Genomic DNA, 17,383 nt, shown 5'->3' with positions numbered 1-17,383 from the left:
CGCCTCGGTTGACTTCCGGCCGGGTCGACCTACCCTGATCCGGTCATGATCAAATTCGACCAGGTCACCAAGGTCTACTCGGGCAACCCGAGTCCTGCGCTCGACGACCTCTCCCTCGAGATCCTCAAGGGCGAGTTCGTCTTCCTCGTCGGCGCGTCCGGCTCCGGCAAGTCGAGCTTCCTGCGCCTCGTGCTCAAGGAGGAGAAGCCGACCCGCGGGCAGATCCACGTGCTCGGCCAGCGCCTCGGCGCGCTGTCGTCGCGCAAGGTCCCGTACTTCCGCCGCAACCTCGGTGTGGTCTTCCAGGACTTCCGGCTCCTGCCGAACAAGAACGTCTTCGACAACGTCGCGTTCTCGCTCCAGGTGATCGGCAAGAGCAAGGGTTTCATCAGCGAGGCCGTCACCGACGTGCTCAAGCTCGTCGGTCTGGCCGGCAAGGCCACCCGCATGCCGCACGAACTCTCCGGTGGTGAGCAGCAGCGCGTGGCGATCGCCCGCGCGGTGGTCAACAAGCCGGCGATCCTGCTGGCCGACGAGCCCACCGGCAACCTCGACCCGACGACCTCGGCCGGCATCATGGCGCTCCTCGAACGCATCAACCAGGGAGGCACGACCGTGCTCATGGCGACGCACGACGCCAGCATCGTGAACCAGATGCAGCGCCGGGTCATCGAGCTCTCGAACGGCACGGTCCTGCGTGACGAGCAGTCCGGCGGCTACCAGACGCAGGCGCTCCCGATCCAGCGCGGCTCCGGCGTCTCGAACACGACCGGCATCCAGACGATCCCGGGGCTCATCCGATGAGGCTCGGGCTCGTCATGTCCGAGGTCGGCTCGGGCCTGCGCCGGAACGCGTCGATGGTCGTGTCCGTCGTCCTCGTGACCTTCATCTCGCTCACCTTCGTGGGCACCGCGATCCTGCTGCAGATGCAGATCAACCAGATGAAGGGCTACTGGTACGACCGGGCGCAGGTCGCGGTCTACCTGTGCACCGACACCGACACCACCGGCAACTGCACCGGCGCCAAGGCGACCGAGGACCAGCGTGAGCAGGTCCAGGCGCAGCTCGACTCGTCCACCCTCAAGCCGTACATCGAGAAGACGTACTACGAGGACCAGGACCAGGCGTTCACGCGGTTCAAGGAGCAGTTCAAGGACTCGCCCGCGACCGAGTTCGTCAAGCCGGAGTACCTCAACGAGACCTTCTGGGTGAACCTGAAGAACCCGTCGCAGGCGGACGTCCTCGTCGAGAGCCTGTCGAAGGTCGCCGGCGTGCAGAGCGTCGTCGACCAGCGCGGGTACCTGCAGCCGATCTTCAACCTGCTCAACGCCTCGTCGTACACGGCGATCGGCATCGCGTCGCTCATGCTCGTGGCCGCGGTGCTGCTCATCGCGACGACGATCCGGCTCTCCGCGTTCAGCCGTCGACGCGAGCTCGGCATCATGCGTCTGGTCGGCGCGTCGAACCGGTTCATCCAGACCCCGTTCGTGCTCGAGGGTGTCATCGCGGCGGCCATCGGCGCCGTGCTCGCCGGTGGTGCGATCACCGCCGTCGTCTGGTTCTTCGTGCGGAACTACCTGGCGCAGCGCTTCTCCGGCACGGCGTTCATCGGGATGGGGGACGCGGCCGTCGTCGTGCCTGCCGTGATCGTGATCGGCGTCCTGCTGGCCGGGGTCTCGGCGCTCATCGCGATCCGTCGGTACCTGCGCGTCTGACCCCGCGAACCCCGGGACCGCGGCGCGCCGGGAAGGTGCGCCGCGGTCCTCGTGTTCACTAGGCTGTAGGGCTGCGCAGCAGCACCGGGGTCCGACCTCGGTCACCGAAGGGAGTCACCATGGCGAAGGAACGCGGCGAGAAGATCGTGGCGACCAACCGTCGCGCGCGCCACGACTACCTGATCGAGGACACGTACGAGGCGGGCATGGTGCTGTCCGGCACCGAGGTGAAGTCCCTCCGCGAGGGGCGGGCGTCCCTCGTCGACGGCTACGCGTTCATCGACGGCGGCGAGGCATGGCTCGACTCCGTGCACATCCCCGAGTACACCGAGGGGACGTGGAACAACCACGCGCCGCGACGGAAGCGCAAGCTCCTCCTGCACAAGCAGCAGATCGTGAAGATCTCGCACAAGACGGCGCAGGGCGGCTACACGCTCGTCCCGATGAAGATCTACTTCCACGACGGTCGGGCGAAGGTCGAGATCGCGGTGGCGAAGGGCAAGCGCGAGTTCGACAAGCGCCAGGCCCTGCGCGAGAAGACCGACAAGCGTGAGGCCGAGCGTGCGATGCGCTCGCGCAACCGCCTGGGCGAGTGAGTCGTCCGGCGGGCGCGCCCGTTGCCGGGTGAGCCCACGGCGAACACCGCTGGCATCGTCCAGCGGACCCCGCTAGGCTGGGGTACCGCTCCTCCCGAGGAGCATTGGCAACTCAACAGCGTGACAGCGGCTCGCACGTTCCGGCCCGTACGGGGATGATCGGTTTCGACATTGCCTGTGTGCCGACGGGAAGCGGGCCGAGGACCCACGGTCATCTCGTGAACGATCCGTGGAAAACAACAAGTGCCAATTCCAAGCGCACTGACTTCGCTCTCGCTGCGTAAGCAGCCCAGCACATGAAGTCCGTCGGCCAGGTGACCGTCCCCTAACCTGATCCCGGCGTCATCCAGAGGACTTGCTGCACGGTTGCGCCTCAGGGCCGTGCGGGACTTGCACTGAGACTGGGCCCGTCGTCCTAGAAGCCGGTAGCAAAGGACGGGGCCGAGCAGAACGCCTCATCCGGATACGCCCGTAGAAGACGTCGAAGCTCAGCGATGGACGGGGGTTCGATTCCCCCCATCTCCACCACCGCCGGACGTCGGGCCGCTGTCACGCTGATCACCGAGATCGCCCCCTGAACGCCCCGTCGCCGTCCCCTGGACGTCGGCGGGGCGTTCGCTGTTCCTGCGGGGACCGAGGACTACTGTCCGGGTCAGGCGTGGGGCAGGCCCACGTCGTCCCCGAACGAGAGGCCCACGCGTGGTGCAGGAGATCGCGATCCGAGTCCGTCTGCGAGAGCAGGACCGTCTGGGGCTGGCGGAGTACGAGCGGATCGTGGGGTCCGTCGCGACCGTCGCCGCGGTGGTCGCCTGGCTCCCCACGCCCGGATCACGACTCGTCGTCCGCGGTCGTGGCGCCGAGCCCGTGCGCCTCGAGACGGTCTCGTACGGCAACGTCTTCGAGATGCTCGTCGTGCTCGACCAGCGCTCGGCCGCTGTGGAGCGTGCTGCTGCTGCCGTCGCCGCGCTGGTCGCCTCGGTCCGGGACGAGCGGGTCGAGGACGACACCGCGGGCATCGCGGGGGAGCTCGACCGCTTGGACCGGTCGGCGCCGCGGGGTCGGTCGACCGTCGAACGAGCCCTTCGCGGGTTCCTCGAGGGAGCCCGGGCCGACGTGCTCGCTCGGAAGACCACCACGCGGGTGCGTGCCGCCCAGGCGTTGCTGCGGCTCGCCGAGGACGGGGCCGAGCTCGTGGTCGAGCGGGTCGAGGACGCCCTGGCCCCGGTGGTCGAGGAGCAGCAGGTCGACGTGCTCGCGGACACCGGCACGGCCGTCGTGGTCGAGCCGGTCGACGGGCTCTCGCCCTCCGGTGCGCGTGCTCCGCAGGCGGACGACGAGGACGGGTCCCACGAGGAGCAGCCCGGCACGGAGGACGAGGCCGAGGAGGAGTCCGGCACAGAGGAGTCCGGCAAGGAGCAGTCCGGCAAGAAGGACAAGCACAAGGAGAAGTCGGACAAGAAGGACAAGCACGAGAAGAAGTCCGACAAGGTGAAGTCGGACAAGAAGGACAAGCGCGAGAAGAAGTCCGGCAAGAAGTCCGACAAGGAGAAGTCGGACAAGAAGGACAAGCGCGAGAAGAAGTCCGGCAAGAAGAAGCAGTAGGGCGGGACCGGGTCCGGGTCAGAAGTCGAACAGGTTCGCCCGGAGACCCCCGTCGCCGTACTCCCGACGCAGCAGCCCGCGCCTGCGGAGCGCCGGCACCAGGTCGCCCGTCATCCGGTAGACCTGCGCGGGGTGCAGGTCCCCGGACAGGATGAACCCGTCGTTGTCGGCATCGGCGCCGAGCTCCTCGACGAAGTCGGCGAACTCCTCGGCGGTCCCCACGAACCCCTCGTGCGTACTGATCCGACCGAGGCGCGCCTTCCGCGCGAGGAGCTCGCGGAGCGGCGCGTCCGGCGTCTCCCCGACGAGCCCGCGGACCGTGCCCGCGGACACGTGCTCACCGAACGTCCCCGCCGGGATCGGCGCGTCGAGGTCGAGCGTGAGCAGGTCCGTCTCGGAATCGCTCGACCAGGCGACGGCTGCCGCACGGAGATCCGCGTCGGAGGGGTGCCGGGAGGCCTCGACGAGTCGGTCGGCCTCGTCCGCCGACGACACCACAACGGGCTTCAGGACGAACAGCACCCGGAGGTCGTCGGCGCTGCGACCGGCGTCGGCCGCTGCCGTCAGCACCCGTGACCGGTAGGAACGCACCGCTGCGGCCGTCAGTGGTGCGAGCGCCAGCTGCACGTCCGAGTGCGTCCCGGCGAACCCGAGTCCGCGTCCGGAGCCTCCGGGGGAGACCACGACCGGGTCGCGCTCGAGCGGTAGGGCGTTGAGCGGACCGTCCGCGGTGAAGTGGGCGCCCTCGTGGTGGAAGGCGTCGAGCGCGGCACCGTCCGCGAAGTGCCAGTCGGACGGGTCCCCGACGTACCCGTCGCCCCACGAGTGCCAGAGGCGACGGAGCAGCGTGATCCACTCCTCGGCCCGGTCGTAGGCGGCGTCGTGCGGCAGCTGCGCAGCCCCGACGTGCCGGGCGCTGCCGGTGTCGGTCACCACGTTCACCCCGAAGCGGTCCGAGGACAGGTGCGCGAGGGTGGCCGCCTGTCGGGCGGCCAGGTACGGGGGCGTGATGCCCGCGTTCACGGTCGGGGCGATGCCGATGTGCTGCGTGGCGGCGAACAGGTACGGCGCGAGGAGCAGCGGGTCGTGCTTCGGTCCGCCGTACGCCTGCCGGATCCGCAGGTCGAGCGTCGCGGGGTTGCCGAGGGAGATCGCGTCCTCCGCGATGACCAGGTCCATGCCGGCCTGTTCGAGCGCGCGGACGGACTGCTGGTACAGGTCCGGCTTCGTCCAGTCGTGTCCCCAGTCCCAGTCGGACCTGCCCCACGCCTGGGGCCCGAAGCCCCGCGAGAAGAAGTAGCCGAAGTGCTGCAGGTCGCCCACCGTCAGACCTCCTCGGCGACGACGTGGCCCTGCGCGACGCTGTGCGCGAGCGCCGCGACCGACGGGGCGGGGGTGTGACGCGCCTCCCGGCCGGTCGTGTCACGATCCGCGGCGGCGCGCACCGCGGCCAGGCCGCGCTCCACGTCGCGGAGCAGGTCCGCGACGTCCTCGATGCCCACCGACAAGCGGACGAGTCCGTCGCCGATCCCGAGCTCCGCCCGCTCGGCCGCCGTGCGGCCCGCGTGCGTCGTGGTCGCGGGGTGCAGCACGAGCGAACGGACGTCGCCCAGGTGGGTCATCCGGCTGAAGAGCGCGACACCGTCGATGAAGGCGCGCGCGGCGGGCTCGCCACCGGCGAGGGTGAAGGCGAACACGGATCCCGCGCCACGGGGCAGGTAGCGCCGGGCGAGGTCGTGGTACGGACTGGAGGCGAGACCCGCGTGGTCGACGCTCGTCACCTCCGGCTGCTGCTCCAGGAACGACGCGACGGCCAGCGCGTTCGCGGTGTGGCGTTCCACCCGGAGCGACAGCGTCTCGATGCCCTGACGGAGCAGGAACGCGTTGAACGGCGACGGCGCCGGGCCGATCCGGGACGCGACGACATCGCGCGCGTACACGACGAAGGCCCGGCTGCCGTAGCGCTCGACGTAGCTCTGCCCAGCGAGCGCCCGGTCCGGGGCGGTCAGGTGACCGAACCGCTCGGGGTGCCGTGCCCAGTCGAACCGACCGCCGTCGACGACCAGTCCACCGAGCCCCGCGCCGTGTCCGGAGAGGAACTTCGACGCCGAGTGCACCACGATGTCGGCACCGTGCTCGACCGGTCGCACGAGGTACGGCGTCGCCAGGGTGTTGTCCACGATGAGCGGCACCCCGGCACGGTGCGCGGTGTCCGCGACGCCGGCGATGTCGAGCACGTCGTTCTTCGGGTTCGGGATCGTCTCGGCGAAGAACGCCTTCGTGTTCGGCCGCACCGCGCGCGCCCACTCCTCGAGGTCGCGCTGGTCGGCGACGAAGTCGACCTCGATGCCGAGCCGCGCCAGGTTCTGCAGGAGTAGCCCCTTCGTGCCCTCGTAGATGCTCCGGGCGCTGACGACGTGGTCGCCGGCCTGCAGGAGCCCGAGGAGCGCCACCGTGACGGCCGCCTGGCCGCTGCCGACGAGGATCGCCTCGGGACTCCGCTCGAGCAGGGCGACGCGACGTTCGACGTCGGCGTTCGTCGGGTTGCCGAGCCGGGTGTACGTGTAGCCGTCGTCGACCCCGGCGAAGCGGTCCCGCGCCTGGTCGAAGTCGTCGAAGAGGAAGCCGGAGGACATGTGGATCGCGGGCACCCGGGCGCCGTGCGCGGTGTCGGGCAAGAACCCGCCGTGCACCTGTTCCGTGGCGAAGCCGTGGCCGTCGTCCGACATGGGTCCTCCTGGTGTGTCCGTCGTGCGGGTACTCTCGCAGGCCGGACACGTCGGTGGGCCTTTGCGGCGTCGGGTTACGGTAGCGGTTCAGACCAGCGCGCGCACCCCGGCGGCGACGGTGTCCCACGTCGCGAGCAGCGGCTCGCGGGCGAGCCACACCACCACGCCGTTCACGACCAGGAACAGCGCGAACCAGAGCACCGCCGGCACGCGCATCTCGGCAGCGGCGATGTGGAAGTCGGTCTGCACCCGGGCACCGGTGAGCAGCCACCGGGCGACGTGCACGAGCGAGCGCAGTCCGTCCACGACGAAGGCGGCACCCACGGCAGCGACGACGAGCACCGTGACGTCCGACGGCCGGACCGCGACCCAGAGTGCGAGCGCGTCGAAGCCGACCACGACCAGCAGGCCGAACCAGTTCCGGACGAACGCGAGCGCGACGAGACCGACGACCGCCAGCACCGCGACCGGCAACCATCCCGACCCGTGCAGCACCCCGGTGACGAGCAGCACGCCGGCCCACAGCGGCGCGCTGTACCCGGCGAACAGGTTGAGCACGCGGACGAGCCACCGGATCCCGCCGGGGACCCGGCCGAGCCGGACCCAGGCCTCACCGGAGCCGTCGGGGTGCAGGTCGATGCGCTCGATGCGGCCGCCGAACGGCACGACGACGACGCAGTGGCCGACCTCGTGCACGATCGTCGCGGCGATGCGGGCGACCCGCCCGAGCAGCGGGACGAACGGCAGGACGGCGCCGACCAGGACGGCGACGAACACGAGGGGCGGGGCTGCGGTGCTCAAGGCACCAGGATCGCAGCCGACACCAAGAGCGGTCTGAGCGCCCCGCTCCGGGCCGTCGTGTCCACGACGGCGAGCACCACCACGACGACCGTCGTGACGATGGCGAGTCCGGCCAGGACGGCGAGGAACACCGTCAGCCGGTCGACGCGGGCGTGCCTGGCCATCCGTCCGTCACCGACTTCGCGAGGTTGCGGGGCTCGTCGACGTCGCAGCCGAGCTGGAGCGCGAGTTCCCGGGCGAGCACCTGCAGCGGGACGACGGCCTCGATCGGGCCCCACGGGGCGATGATGCCGCACATCTGGTGTCCGTTCGGTGGGGGACCGGGCCGCGGAGGTGGACCGGGAGCGGCACCGACCGCCGTCGGGTCTGCCGCATGTCCGGGGCCGTCGGCCGGCTGACCGTCCACGGATCAGGCAGGGACGGGCGGGTGCTCGACGGTTCGGGTACCGGACGTCGGGGGTGCGGACCGGCCCTGCGGGGAGGGCACGGCGGTCGGTGCACGAGAAGCCTCATCCGGTCCGGACGTCGGGACAACACCGCGCTCCCGCTCTTGCGGTTCCCCGCGTCGGCGGTGCGACGCACCCCGGGACGGTGCGGACTCCCGCAACCCGACGACCGACCCGACGACCGACGGACGGGAGGCCCGGTACCAGCTGGTACCGGGCCTCCCGGCCGCGCGCGGTCGCGCCGTGCCGCTCAGGTGAGCAGCGCGACCAGGTGGGAGCGCGATCGTGCGCCCACCTTGCGGTAGATCTGCGTCAGGCGCAGCTCCACCGTTCGCTGCGACATGAACAGCGACGATGCGATCTCCCGGTTGCGGTACCCCTCGGTCACCTTCTGCACGACGGCGCGCTCCTCGGTCGTCAGCGACGTCAGCACCGCGGACGCGTCCGGGGCGCTGCGCGGCGTGGCAGGGGACGGCGCGGACAGCACCGGACCGGAGCGCAGTGTCGTCGGCACACCGAACGACGGCATGGCGACGGCCGCCGCCGGCGTGGCGAGCGGACGCCGGAGTCCCGCCGCCTCGTACGCCGCCGCAGCTGCGGCACCGAGCCGCGGTCGCTCCGCCTCGGTCCCGACGGCGGCGAGTGCCGCGAAGGTGCGCGCCCGCTCGTACTGCGAGTCGTGCGGCTGGAACAGCTCCAGCGCACGGCGCCTGGCGGGCTCGCGCGTGGTGTCGTCGGCGACGAGCGCGAGGCTCCTGGCCAGGACGAGCGCGCCCCAGCGGGACGGCCGTGCGTGGTGGTCGGCCGCGAGCCGCGCCGCCGTGCCACGCGCGTCGTCGAGCCGTCCGAGGCGGACGTAGCCCTCGACCAGGTCGCCGAGGTGCCTGAGCACCGTCGGGTTCCGCAGCGAGCGTCCGACCGCGTCCGCGGCCTCGAGCGCGACCACCGCTTCCTCGATCCGCCCGTCGAGCAGCAGGACGCGACCTCGCAGGGCGTGGAGCTGCGCGGTCGTTCCCCAGAGCAGCGCGGTCGACCGGAGCGCGAGGCAACGGTCGACGACCTCGAGGGCGTCGTGCGAGCGCCCCTCGGCGAAGTGGCGCCACGCGACCGCCACCACTCGGGAGGGCTCCCGGAGACGCTGCGCCGACAGGGCACTCCCGGCCTCCCACGCGTCGATCGCGCGGAGGGCCTGGCGGAAGTTGCCGGAGCGGAGCTCGTTCTCAGCCGACAGGTAACGAGCGCCCTCGACCCACACCGCCTCCGTGTCCTGGCCACGTGCGACCACGAGCGCGAACACCCGTCGGGCGCTGCGGTGGCGCTCCGCGATGCTCAGGCCGTGTGCCACGAGCAGCAGCGCCGGGTCCGACATCGCCAGCAGGCGTGCCGAGGACAGGCCGTCGTACAGCTCGGTGTCCGCCGGTAGCGTGCCGTCGAGCGCCGCGACGAGGCACTGCACGGCGCCGGCGATCTCCGCGGTGTGCGGGGTGAGGACCGGACTGAGCTGCTCCACGCGGGCGAGGAGGTCACGGGCCTGCTCGAGGTCCCACGTCTCCGCTCGGAAGCTCGCCACCATGGCCAGCAGCCCGGCGGTCGCGGGGGCTTCGGGTGCCTCCGCGGCCACGGGGACGAGGAGCTCGTCGGCGTGCACGGTCTCGCCGCGCAGGTACTGCACGGAGTACAGCGCGCGCAGCCGTCGGACCTCGTCGGTCGGCCGGCGGAACGGCCGCATGGCGGTGAGGTACCGCGCCGCGAGGCCCAGGAGCCGCTGCGCGAGGAACGCCTCGGTCACGACGAGCAGTGCCGCACGCTCGTCCTCGCCACCGGAGCCGACGTGCAGGGCACGTTCGGCCAGGGCGACCGCGGCGTGCGGTGCGCCGTCGGCGACGTAGCCTGCTGCGGCCTCGAGCAGCGCGACCACGTCCGGGACGTCGTCGACGAAGCTCCGGTGCCAGGCCGCCGCGCGGGGGTCGCACTCCGTGCTCGCCGCGGCGAGCTCGGCGTGCAGGCTCCGTCGGGTCCGAGCCGAGGTGCGCCAGTGGAGCGCCGACCGGAGCAGCGGGTCACGGACCGCGACGGTCTGGCCACGCACGACGACGACCCCGGCGTCGGCGAGGTCGTCGACGGCGTCGCGGTCCCACGCGGCCGTCCTCGCAACGGGGACGAGGGCGAGGCGCGCGAGGACGTCCAGACCACGTCCCGCGTCGCCGCCGTCGTCGACTGCCGTCCCGACCTCGGGGTCGGGGCGGTCGAGGCGGTCGAGCGTGAGCGCGGCGAGCGCCTCGGTCGTGGCGGTCGGACGGAGCGGCAGGACGAGCGGCTCCGCGCCGGCGAGCTGGGCGCGGGTGAGCGCGTCGAACTGCTCGCGGAGTGCCCCCGGGTTGCCACCGGTCGCATCCGCGAGGATCGCGAGGACACCGTCGTTCGCACCCTCCGGTGCCATCGACCGGGCGACGGCGAGCGCCTCGTCCGCGACCAGCGGTTCGAGCCGGAGCACCGGCAGCGCTGCGAGCGGACCGTCGGACGGCACCGTGCGGACCGTGGCGACGAGGCGGAGGGCCGTCCCGGCGAGCCGACCGGCGAGGAACCCGATGAGTTCCTGGCTCTCGGCGTCCATGCGGTCGAGGTCGTCGATGAGGACGACCGTCGGCGGCAGGGTCAGGGTCTGCACGGCCTCGAGGAAGTCGTGCGCCGCGGCGAGTCCGCTCGTCGCACCGCCGGCCTGGAGCAGGTGCGCGATGTGGGCGGTCGCCCGCGGGTCGTCGAGCGCGGTGAACAGTGAGGTCACGCCGGCCAGGGGCCAGCGGGACTCGCTCCCGTTGACACCGACCCGCACGACGGGGAGGGAGACGCGGTCGGCGACCGCGTCGAGGACGCTGCTGCGCCCGGAACCAGGGTCGCCGACGACGACCATCGCGGACTCACGAGGGAGTACGGCGAGGGTCGCGATCCGGTCGACCTCGAGACGGCGACCGGTGAGTGCCATGACTCACCGGCCCCCGGGGACGGGGACGGATGCTGCGGTGGGCGTCCGGTCGACGGCACGGCGGGTGACCGTGGCGCCGGACGGGGTCCGGTCGTCGGGACGGCGGGTGACCGTGGCGACGGACGGACGCGAGGCGGCGACGGAGCGCGCACCAGGACTGTCGGTGAGATGACGCGGACGACGAGTGCGGATGCACTCGGTTCCGCCTGGGAACGATGAAGTCATCGTCTGGACCACCCCTCGGGTCAGGGTTTTTCGGACGAGGTTGCACGGCGGACCGGACGCAGCCCGGGTCTAGGGAACCCGGGCGACACCTGACCTGCCGCTCGTCGAACATAACCGGTCCATCGGACGGCCCCGAGGGGCCGTCAGGGGTATGTCCGTCCTCGGTGTCCCCAGTCCGGGGGGTCCGTCCCCCCGTGCGGGGGACAGGGTGAGCGGCGGTCGTCGCGTCCAGGGGACAAGCGGGGTACGGTGCCGGCCGGGAGCGGTCGGCGGGACGTCGGTGTACCAACTGAGGAGATGTCCACTCCCACTCCGCCCCCGACCTCGGCAGACATCGACGACCGCACGAAGTGGCGCGCGTTCGCGGTCTGCGTGGCGGTCGCGGCCCTGACCATCCTCGACCTGTCGAAGGTGAACGTCGGGCTGCCGTCCATCGAGCGGTCGCTCGGGGCCTCGAGCTCGTCACTGCAGCTCATCGTCGCCGGGTACGCACTCGCCTTCGGACTCGCCCTCGTCCCGGCCGGGCGGCTCGGTGACCTCAAGACCCGTCGCGCGCTCTTCATCGTCGGGCTCGTGGCGTTCACGGTGTCGAGCCTGCTCTGTGCACTGGCGCCGACCATCGAGGTGCTCATGGTGACCCGCATCGTGCAGGGACTCGCCGCCGGGACCCAGATGCCGCAGGTGATCGGCCTGGTGCAGCAGCTGTTCCGCGGCCCCGAGCGCGGACGGGCGTTCGGGTTGTTCGGCGCCGTGATCGGCATCTCCACCGCGCTCGGTCCGACCATCGGCGGCGGGCTCATCGCGATCGGCGGCGAGGCCTCCGGGTGGCGACTGCTCTTCTGGATGAACGTGCCGCTCGGCATCGCGGCGCTGTTCTTCGCGGTGAAGCTGCTGCCGAAGGGGGTCCAGGGGCCGGCGAAGGACCGGGAGTTGGACGTCGTCGGCATCCTGCTGCTCGGCGCCGCGATCGTCACGCTCATGCTGCCGTTCGTGCTCACGACCGGCTCGGGGGACTCGGGGGCGCGGTGGGCGTGGTTGGTCGCGTTCGCGGTGTTCCTGGCGCTCTTCGTGCTGTGGGAGCGCCGCTACAGGGCGCGGGGGCGCTCGCCGGTCGTGCACTTCGCGTTGTTCCGGCTGTCGTCCTACCGGAACGGCCTGTCCATCGTCGCGGTCTACTTCGCCGCCCTGCCGGCGTCGTTCCTCATGGTGACGCTCTTCCTGCAGGAGGGGCTCGGCCTCGAGCCGCTCTTCGCGGGCATGGTGAGCATCCCGTTCGCGGCGACCAGTGCGGTCGGTTCGTACGTCGGTGGTCGCATCGTCGACCGCTTCGGTCGATCGCTCGTGGTGGTCGGTCTCGGCGCAGTCGTCGTCGGCTTCGTGCTGCTCATGCTCGCCGCCGTCCTCACCCCGCCGGAGCTCACGCCGTGGGCGATGGCCGGAGCGTTCCTGGTCGGTGGTCTCGGCGGCGGGTTCGTCGTGTCACCGAACCAGACGCTGACGCTCGCCGAGGTCCCCGTCGAGCAGTCCGGTGTCGCCGGGTCGATGCAGCAGCTCGGGCAGCGCGTCGGGACGGCGATCGGCACCGCGGTCGCCACGAGCATCTTCTACGGCATCGTCCGGTCGGAGGCAGCCGGGTCCTCGGGCGACCGGCTCGACGCCTACCACGACGCGTTCCGCAGCGGTACGACCTTCACGGTGTCGCTGATGGCCCTCGCCCTCGCCCTGGCCGTCACCGACCTGGTCGTGCGACGACGCGCGGCGCGTCGGGCGGCGGACGCGGACGTCAGCGCCGGATGACGTCGACCACGGCGTCGTGCACGAGCCCGTTCGTCGCCAGTGCGCTCCCGTGCCACGGGCCCGGGTCGCCGTCGAGCGAGGTGAACCGGCCGCCGGCCTCCTCGACGATGGGGACCAGCGCGGCGATGTCCCACGGCTTGAGGTCGGGTTCGCCGGCCACGTCGAGGACCCCCTCGGCGACGAGCATGTAGGACCACATGTCCCCGTAGGCGCGGGTGCGCCACACCTTGCGGGACAGCGTGACGAGGGCGTCCAGCCGGTCGTCCTCGTCCCACTGCTGGATGCTGTTGTAGCTGAGGCTGGCGTCCGAGAGGTCGGCGACGCCGGACACCCGCAGCGGTCCGTCGGTGGAGTGCGCCCCGAGGCCCTCTGCGGCCCACCAGCGCTTGCCGAGCGCCGGCGCGCTGACGACGCCGAGCACCGGGCGTCCGTCGACGGCCAGGGCGAGGAGCGTCGCCCAGACCGGCACGCCGCGGAGGTAGTTCGCGGTGCCGTCGATCGGGTCGACCACCCACTGGCGGTGTCCCTCGCTCAGGGCGTCGGCGCCGGTGTCAGCCGTGGTCTCCTCGCCCAGGAACGCGTCGTCGGGCCGTTCGGCCGCCAGGCGCTCGCGCAGTGCCCGCTCGACCGCCTGGTCGGCGTCGGTGACGTGCGTGCTGTCGGCCTTCGTCGTCACGTGCAGGTCGGCGGCACGGAACCGCTCGAGGCTGATCGCGTCGGCGGTGTCGGCGAGGGAGCGGGCGAAGTCCAGGTCGGCGCTGAGGTCCACGAGGGCCAGGCTAGCGTCCTACGCCGCCACGACCTCCTCCTCTTCGAGCCGCGTCACCTCGCGCTCGCGGGCGACGCGGGTGCGACGTGCGGCGAGGCCGTGCACGAGGACGCCGAGCAGCACGGCGGCCGCCAGCCACAGGACGAGGACGAGGGATGCACGGCCGAGGGGCGCCGACGGGAAGTACACGAGGTCCTGCGCCGCCTCGAGCCACGCTGCACCGCTCCAGAACGTGTTGAGGGCGGCGAAGAAGCCCGGCTGGAACGTCGGCTGGAAGATCCCGCCCGAGCTCGTGAAGTTGAGCATGACGAACAGCATCGTGAGGATCGGCGTGGTCCACCGGCCGAGCAGTGGGTGCAGGCCGACGCCGAGGGCGACGATGACGGCGTCGTAGAGCCAGGCGAACAGGAAGACCTCCCACCGGTGCTCCGGGATCACCCCGTACACCGGCCCGGCCACGAGGACGCCGATGCCGGCGACGACGCCCGCGGTGACGGCGCCGACGACGACCGTCCACAGCGCTCGGAGCTTCGCGGCGGACGCGGCGACCGCGATGGCCGACGCGTAGCCGCCGACGCTCAACCCGACGAGCAGGAAGAACAGGCCCTGGCCGGTGGGGTCCTCGCTGCCGGTGGGCACGACGTCCTCCACGGTGAACGGCAGGTGCTGCGCGAAGGCGATCGGCATGAAGACCTTCTGTGCGGCGGTCGCGGTGGTCTCGCTCGCGGCGGTCGAGACGTAGAGCGTCGCGCCGTCGGTGGCCGGCGCGTACACCGCGGCGAGCTCCCGGTCGCGGACCCGTCGCTCGGCCTCCGTGTCGGTTCCGACGACGTGCGCGACGAGCCCGCCGTCCGACTCGTCGGTGACCGTCTGGGCGAAGACCTGCGCGGCCGGGCCCTGGCCGACGACGCCCACCGGGAGCTCGTGCGGGGTGGGGGCGTGGAAGGCGCCGAGGTAGGCCAGGCTCATCCCGACCGCGAGGAACAGCGGGACGAGGATGTGGGAGCCGAACGAGCGGAGGCTGCCGCCGAGGTGCGCGGGCCGCAGGAGCGCCACGAGCGCCGGTCGACGACTGCTCCGCTGCGGGTGGGTCGCCGCGTGGTCACCGTGGTGGGCCGACTCCGGCCGGGGCGTGTTGTGTTCTGCAACTTCGGGCACGGAGAACAACCGTACACCCGCCCCGGCACGCCGCCGCCGCGTCAGTCCGCGCCGGGGTCGTCCGCGCCCATGCCCGTCAACAGGGCACGGAACGACTCGAGACGCTCGACCCCGGTCGGACCGAGCTCGCCGTCGTGCACCCGGTCGACGATCTCCCAGTCGTGCGCCTGCGACAGCGGGATGCCGTCGTCGGGCTCGCGCACGGGTACGGCATGCGCGGCGAACGCCCGGAAGACGTTCTCCGGCTGCACGTGGCCGAGCCCGAACGACCGCACACCCGGAGTGTCGATGATCCACCCGCCCTCCCGCACGCGCAGCGCGATGGAGGACGACGACGTGTGCCGCCCGCGCCCGGTCACGGCGTTCACGACACCGGTGGCCCGCGTCGAGCCGGTCAGGGCGTTCACCAGCGTGGACTTGCCGACGCCGGAGTGCCCCACGGTGACCGTCACCTTGCCGTCGAGCACGTCGTGCAGTGCCTCGTACGGCACGTCGTCCGACCGGCTCGTCACGATCCGCAGGTCCAGGCAGGCGAAGTGCGCGAGGAACGGCGCCGGATCGGCCAGGTCGGTCTTCGTCACGCAGAGCACGGGGTCGAGTCCGGCGTCGAACGCGGCGACGAGGTACCGGTCGATCAGCCGCGGGCGCGGTTCGGGGTCGGCTGCCGCGACGACGATGAGCATCTGGTCCGCGTTCGCGACGATGACGCGCTCGACCTCGTCGCTGTCGTCGGCGCTCCGTCGCAGCAGGGTCGAGCGCTCCGCGACCTTGACGATGCGCGCGAGGGACCCGGCGTCGCCGGAGACGTCGCCGGCGAGCGACACGTGGTCACCGGTCACGACGGACTTCTTGCCGAGCTCGCGGGCCTTCGTCGCCGTGATCACCCGCTCGTCGTCCTGTCCGGCCGACACCAGCACCCCGAAGCGTCCGCGGTCGACGTTCGTCACCCAGCCGGTGGGGGCGTCGTCGTAGGTGGGTCGGACCTTCGTGCGCGGGCGGTTGCCCTTCGGGTTCGGGCGGATGCGGACCCGCGACTCGTACTGCCCGTACGGCTCGTCCTCGTCGGTGTCGTCGCCGTCGACGTCGTCCCACCAGCTCACGGTGTCAGCTCCCCTTCGTCGGGCTGCTCGCCACGAGGTCGGCCCAGAGTCCGGGGAACTGGGGCAGCGTCTTCGCGGTGCAGCCGATGTCGTCGACGGCGACGCCGTCGACGAGGAGGCCCACGAGGGCGCCCGCGGTCGCCATCCGGTGGTCGTCGTACGCGGCCCAGTCGCCGCCGTGCAGCGCGGCCGGCGTGATCCGCAGGCCGTCGTCGAGTTCCTGCACCGCGCCTCCCGACCGGTTCACGTCCGCCGCGAGCGCGGCGAGCCGGTCCGTCTCGTGTCCCCGCAGGTGGCCGATCCCGGTGATCTCGCTCGGGCCGTCGGCCAGGGCGGACAGCGCGACGAGCGCCGGTGCGAGCTCACCGCCGCGGCTCAGGTCGAGCGTGACACCCGGCAGGGAGGCCCCACCCGCCACCCCGACGCCGCCGTCGAACACGAGGTCGTCGCCGTCCCGCGTGACCGTCGCGCCCCACAGCGGCAGGAGCGTCTCGAGGTCGGCGCCCACCTGCGTGGTCGCCACCGGCCAGGTGCGGATCCGCACGGTGCCGCCCGCGACCAGCGCGGCCGCCGCGAAGGGCGCGGCGTTCGACAGGTCGGGCTCGATCGTGACGTCGCGCGCCGCGATCGGCCCGGGGTGCACGACCCACTCGCCGACCGCCGGCTGGTCCACGCGGACCCCGCGCGCACGCAGCGCCTCGACGGTCATGTCGATGTGCGGCAGGCTCGGCAGCCGCTCGCCCACGTGGGTCAGGTGCAGGCCCTCGTCGAAGCGTGGCGCCGACAGGAGCAGCCCGGAGACGAACTGCGAGGAGGCGGACGCGTCGATCGACAGTCGCCCGCCCCGCACCGAGCCCGTCCCGGTGAACGAGAACGGCATCGCACCGCCACCGTCGTCGGTGACGTCGACCCCGAGGTCGGCGAGGGCACGGATGATGGCCCCCATCGGACGCTTCCGGGCGTAGGGATCGCCATCGACGGTGACCGGGCCCGTGGCGAGGGCGGCGAGCGGCGGCAGGAAGCGCATCACCGTGCCGGCGAGCCCGCAGTCGACGGCGACGTCGCCGTGCATGGGAGCCGGGATGATGCGGAGGTCCGGGCCGTACGGGTTCGACAGCTCGCCGGCCCCGGGCTCGACCTCCTCGATGCCGACGCCGAGCTGGCGGAGCGCCGCGACCATCAGGGCCGAGTCGCGCGAGTGCAGGGGGAGCCGGACGGTCGAGGGGCCGTCAGCCAGCGCCGCGAGCACCAGCTCCCGGTTCGTCAACGACTTCGAGCCGGGCAGGGCGACGTCGCCGCGCAGGGGCCCGCGGGCGAGGGGTGCGATCCAGGGATCGGGGCGGTGGGAATGCGTCGACTCGGCCATCGGTTCACCAGGGTACTGAACACCGTGGGAGGACCATTGGCGACAGCGACACTCGAACGGTCGCGGACGGCACTGCCGCCCGTGCGGACGACGATC

General features: G+C 72.1%; 15 protein-coding genes and 1 other RNA gene. 6 read left to right on the top strand and 10 right to left on the bottom strand.

Annotated elements, in window-relative coordinates:
- The first annotated feature begins 45 nt into the window (after nt 1-45).
- From ftsE to DEJ22_RS09090, 5 genes are all read left to right on the top strand, one after another.
- Nucleotides 46-804, top strand: a complete 759-nt coding sequence (gene ftsE, locus DEJ22_RS09110; RefSeq protein ID WP_066654786.1) for a cell division ATP-binding protein FtsE — start codon at nt 46-48, stop codon at nt 802-804.
- Nucleotides 801-1,715, top strand: coding sequence for a permease-like cell division protein FtsX (gene ftsX, locus DEJ22_RS09105; protein ID WP_058729500.1), 915 nt, complete (start codon nt 801-803; stop codon nt 1,713-1,715). Before ftsE ends, ftsX begins: the two co-directional genes overlap by 4 nt.
- A gap of 119 nt (nt 1,716-1,834) precedes the next feature.
- Nucleotides 1,835-2,311, top strand: coding sequence for an SsrA-binding protein SmpB (gene smpB / locus DEJ22_RS09100; RefSeq protein WP_066654782.1), 477 nt, complete (start codon nt 1,835-1,837; stop codon nt 2,309-2,311).
- A gap of 151 nt (nt 2,312-2,462) precedes the next feature.
- Nucleotides 2,463-2,839: a transfer-messenger RNA gene (gene ssrA, locus DEJ22_RS09095) on the top strand.
- Nucleotides 2,840-3,010: 171 nt separating this feature from the next.
- Complete coding sequence (locus DEJ22_RS09090) at nt 3,011-3,913, top strand: hypothetical protein (RefSeq protein WP_111226252.1); 903 nt, start codon at nt 3,011-3,013, stop codon at nt 3,911-3,913.
- 18 nt (nt 3,914-3,931) lie between these two features.
- Here DEJ22_RS09090 and DEJ22_RS09085 read toward each other — a convergent pair whose 3' ends face one another.
- The 6 genes from DEJ22_RS09085 to DEJ22_RS09060 all read right to left on the bottom strand — a co-directional run bounded on the left by DEJ22_RS09085 (nt 3,932) and on the right by DEJ22_RS09060 (nt 10,872).
- Nucleotides 3,932-5,236 (bottom strand): LLM class flavin-dependent oxidoreductase, encoded by a 1,305-nt coding sequence (locus DEJ22_RS09085; protein WP_111226251.1) that lies wholly within the window; start codon nt 5,234-5,236, stop codon nt 3,932-3,934.
- Nucleotides 5,237-5,238: 2 nt separating this feature from the next.
- The gene (locus tag DEJ22_RS09080; protein ID WP_111226250.1) at nt 5,239-6,642 is read right to left on the bottom strand and encodes an O-acetylhomoserine aminocarboxypropyltransferase/cysteine synthase family protein; all 1,404 of its coding nucleotides are present in this window, start codon (nt 6,640-6,642) and stop codon (nt 5,239-5,241) included.
- 87 nt (nt 6,643-6,729) lie between these two features.
- The gene (locus DEJ22_RS09075; RefSeq protein ID WP_111226249.1) at nt 6,730-7,443 is read right to left on the bottom strand and encodes a M50 family metallopeptidase; all 714 of its coding nucleotides are present in this window, start codon (nt 7,441-7,443) and stop codon (nt 6,730-6,732) included.
- Nucleotides 7,440-7,607, bottom strand: a complete 168-nt coding sequence (locus DEJ22_RS09070; protein WP_181430677.1) for a hypothetical protein — start codon at nt 7,605-7,607, stop codon at nt 7,440-7,442. Before DEJ22_RS09070 ends, DEJ22_RS09075 begins: the two co-directional genes overlap by 4 nt.
- Nucleotides 7,577-7,741, bottom strand: a complete 165-nt coding sequence (locus DEJ22_RS09065) for a hypothetical protein (RefSeq protein ID WP_181430693.1) — start codon at nt 7,739-7,741, stop codon at nt 7,577-7,579. Before DEJ22_RS09065 ends, DEJ22_RS09070 begins: the two co-directional genes overlap by 31 nt.
- A gap of 398 nt (nt 7,742-8,139) precedes the next feature.
- On the bottom strand, nt 8,140-10,872 hold the full coding sequence (locus tag DEJ22_RS09060; RefSeq protein WP_111226248.1) for a helix-turn-helix transcriptional regulator: 2,733 nt from the start codon (nt 10,870-10,872) through the stop codon (nt 8,140-8,142).
- A 522-nt stretch (nt 10,873-11,394) separates the two neighbouring features.
- Between DEJ22_RS09060 and DEJ22_RS09055 the strand changes: the two genes are divergently transcribed.
- Nucleotides 11,395-12,894 carry an MFS transporter gene (locus DEJ22_RS09055; protein ID WP_111226247.1) on the top strand — a complete coding sequence of 500 codons (1,500 nt, stop codon included), beginning with the start codon at nt 11,395-11,397 and terminating at the stop codon, nt 12,892-12,894.
- Here the strand turns inward: DEJ22_RS09055 and DEJ22_RS09050 are convergent.
- The 4 genes from DEJ22_RS09050 to aroA are packed head-to-tail and all read right to left on the bottom strand — an operon-like array spanning nt 12,881 to nt 17,287.
- Nucleotides 12,881-13,663: an inositol monophosphatase family protein gene (locus DEJ22_RS09050; protein ID WP_111226246.1), complete on the bottom strand. Its 783-nt coding sequence runs from the start codon at nt 13,661-13,663 to the stop codon at nt 12,881-12,883. The genes DEJ22_RS09055 and DEJ22_RS09050 overlap by 14 nt on opposite strands.
- An 18-nt stretch (nt 13,664-13,681) precedes the next feature.
- On the bottom strand, nt 13,682-14,821 hold the full coding sequence (locus DEJ22_RS09045; protein ID WP_146241676.1) for an ABC-2 transporter permease: 1,140 nt from the start codon (nt 14,819-14,821) through the stop codon (nt 13,682-13,684).
- A gap of 41 nt (nt 14,822-14,862) precedes the next feature.
- Nucleotides 14,863-15,921, bottom strand: coding sequence for a ribosome small subunit-dependent GTPase A (gene rsgA / locus DEJ22_RS09040; protein WP_111226244.1), 1,059 nt, complete (start codon nt 15,919-15,921; stop codon nt 14,863-14,865).
- 4 nt (nt 15,922-15,925) lie between these two features.
- Nucleotides 15,926-17,287, bottom strand: a complete 1,362-nt coding sequence (gene aroA, locus DEJ22_RS09035) for a 3-phosphoshikimate 1-carboxyvinyltransferase (RefSeq protein ID WP_111226243.1) — start codon at nt 17,285-17,287, stop codon at nt 15,926-15,928.
- Nucleotides 17,288-17,383: the final 96 nt, after the last annotated feature.

Source organism: Curtobacterium sp. MCSS17_007, assembly GCF_003234175.2.
In the GTDB taxonomy this organism is placed as follows: Bacteria; Actinomycetota; Actinomycetes; order Actinomycetales; family Microbacteriaceae; genus Curtobacterium.
Note: the sequence above shows the minus strand (reverse complement) of the source record. Positions and strands in the feature narration are given on the sequence as shown.

Bases quoted from the DNA above. Each gene is read 5' to 3' on its own strand.
- DEJ22_RS09065 (WP_181430693.1), bottom strand. From the start codon at position 7,741: ATGTGCGGCATCATCGCCCCGTGGGGCCCGATCGAGGCCGTCGTCCCG.
- ftsE (WP_066654786.1), top strand. From the start codon at position 46: ATGATCAAATTCGACCAGGTCACCAAGGTCTACTCGGGCAACCCGAGT.
- ftsX (WP_058729500.1), top strand. From the start codon at position 801: ATGAGGCTCGGGCTCGTCATGTCCGAGGTCGGCTCGGGCCTGCGCCGG.
- DEJ22_RS09070 (WP_181430677.1), bottom strand. From the start codon at position 7,607: ATGGCCAGGCACGCCCGCGTCGACCGGCTGACGGTGTTCCTCGCCGTC.
- DEJ22_RS09060 (WP_111226248.1), bottom strand. From the start codon at position 10,872: ATGGCACTCACCGGTCGCCGTCTCGAGGTCGACCGGATCGCGACCCTC.
- aroA (WP_111226243.1), bottom strand. From the start codon at position 17,287: ATGGCCGAGTCGACGCATTCCCACCGCCCCGATCCCTGGATCGCACCC.
- DEJ22_RS09055 (WP_111226247.1), top strand. From the start codon at position 11,395: ATGTCCACTCCCACTCCGCCCCCGACCTCGGCAGACATCGACGACCGC.
- smpB (WP_066654782.1), top strand. From the start codon at position 1,835: ATGGCGAAGGAACGCGGCGAGAAGATCGTGGCGACCAACCGTCGCGCG.
- DEJ22_RS09080 (WP_111226250.1), bottom strand. From the start codon at position 6,642: ATGTCGGACGACGGCCACGGCTTCGCCACGGAACAGGTGCACGGCGGG.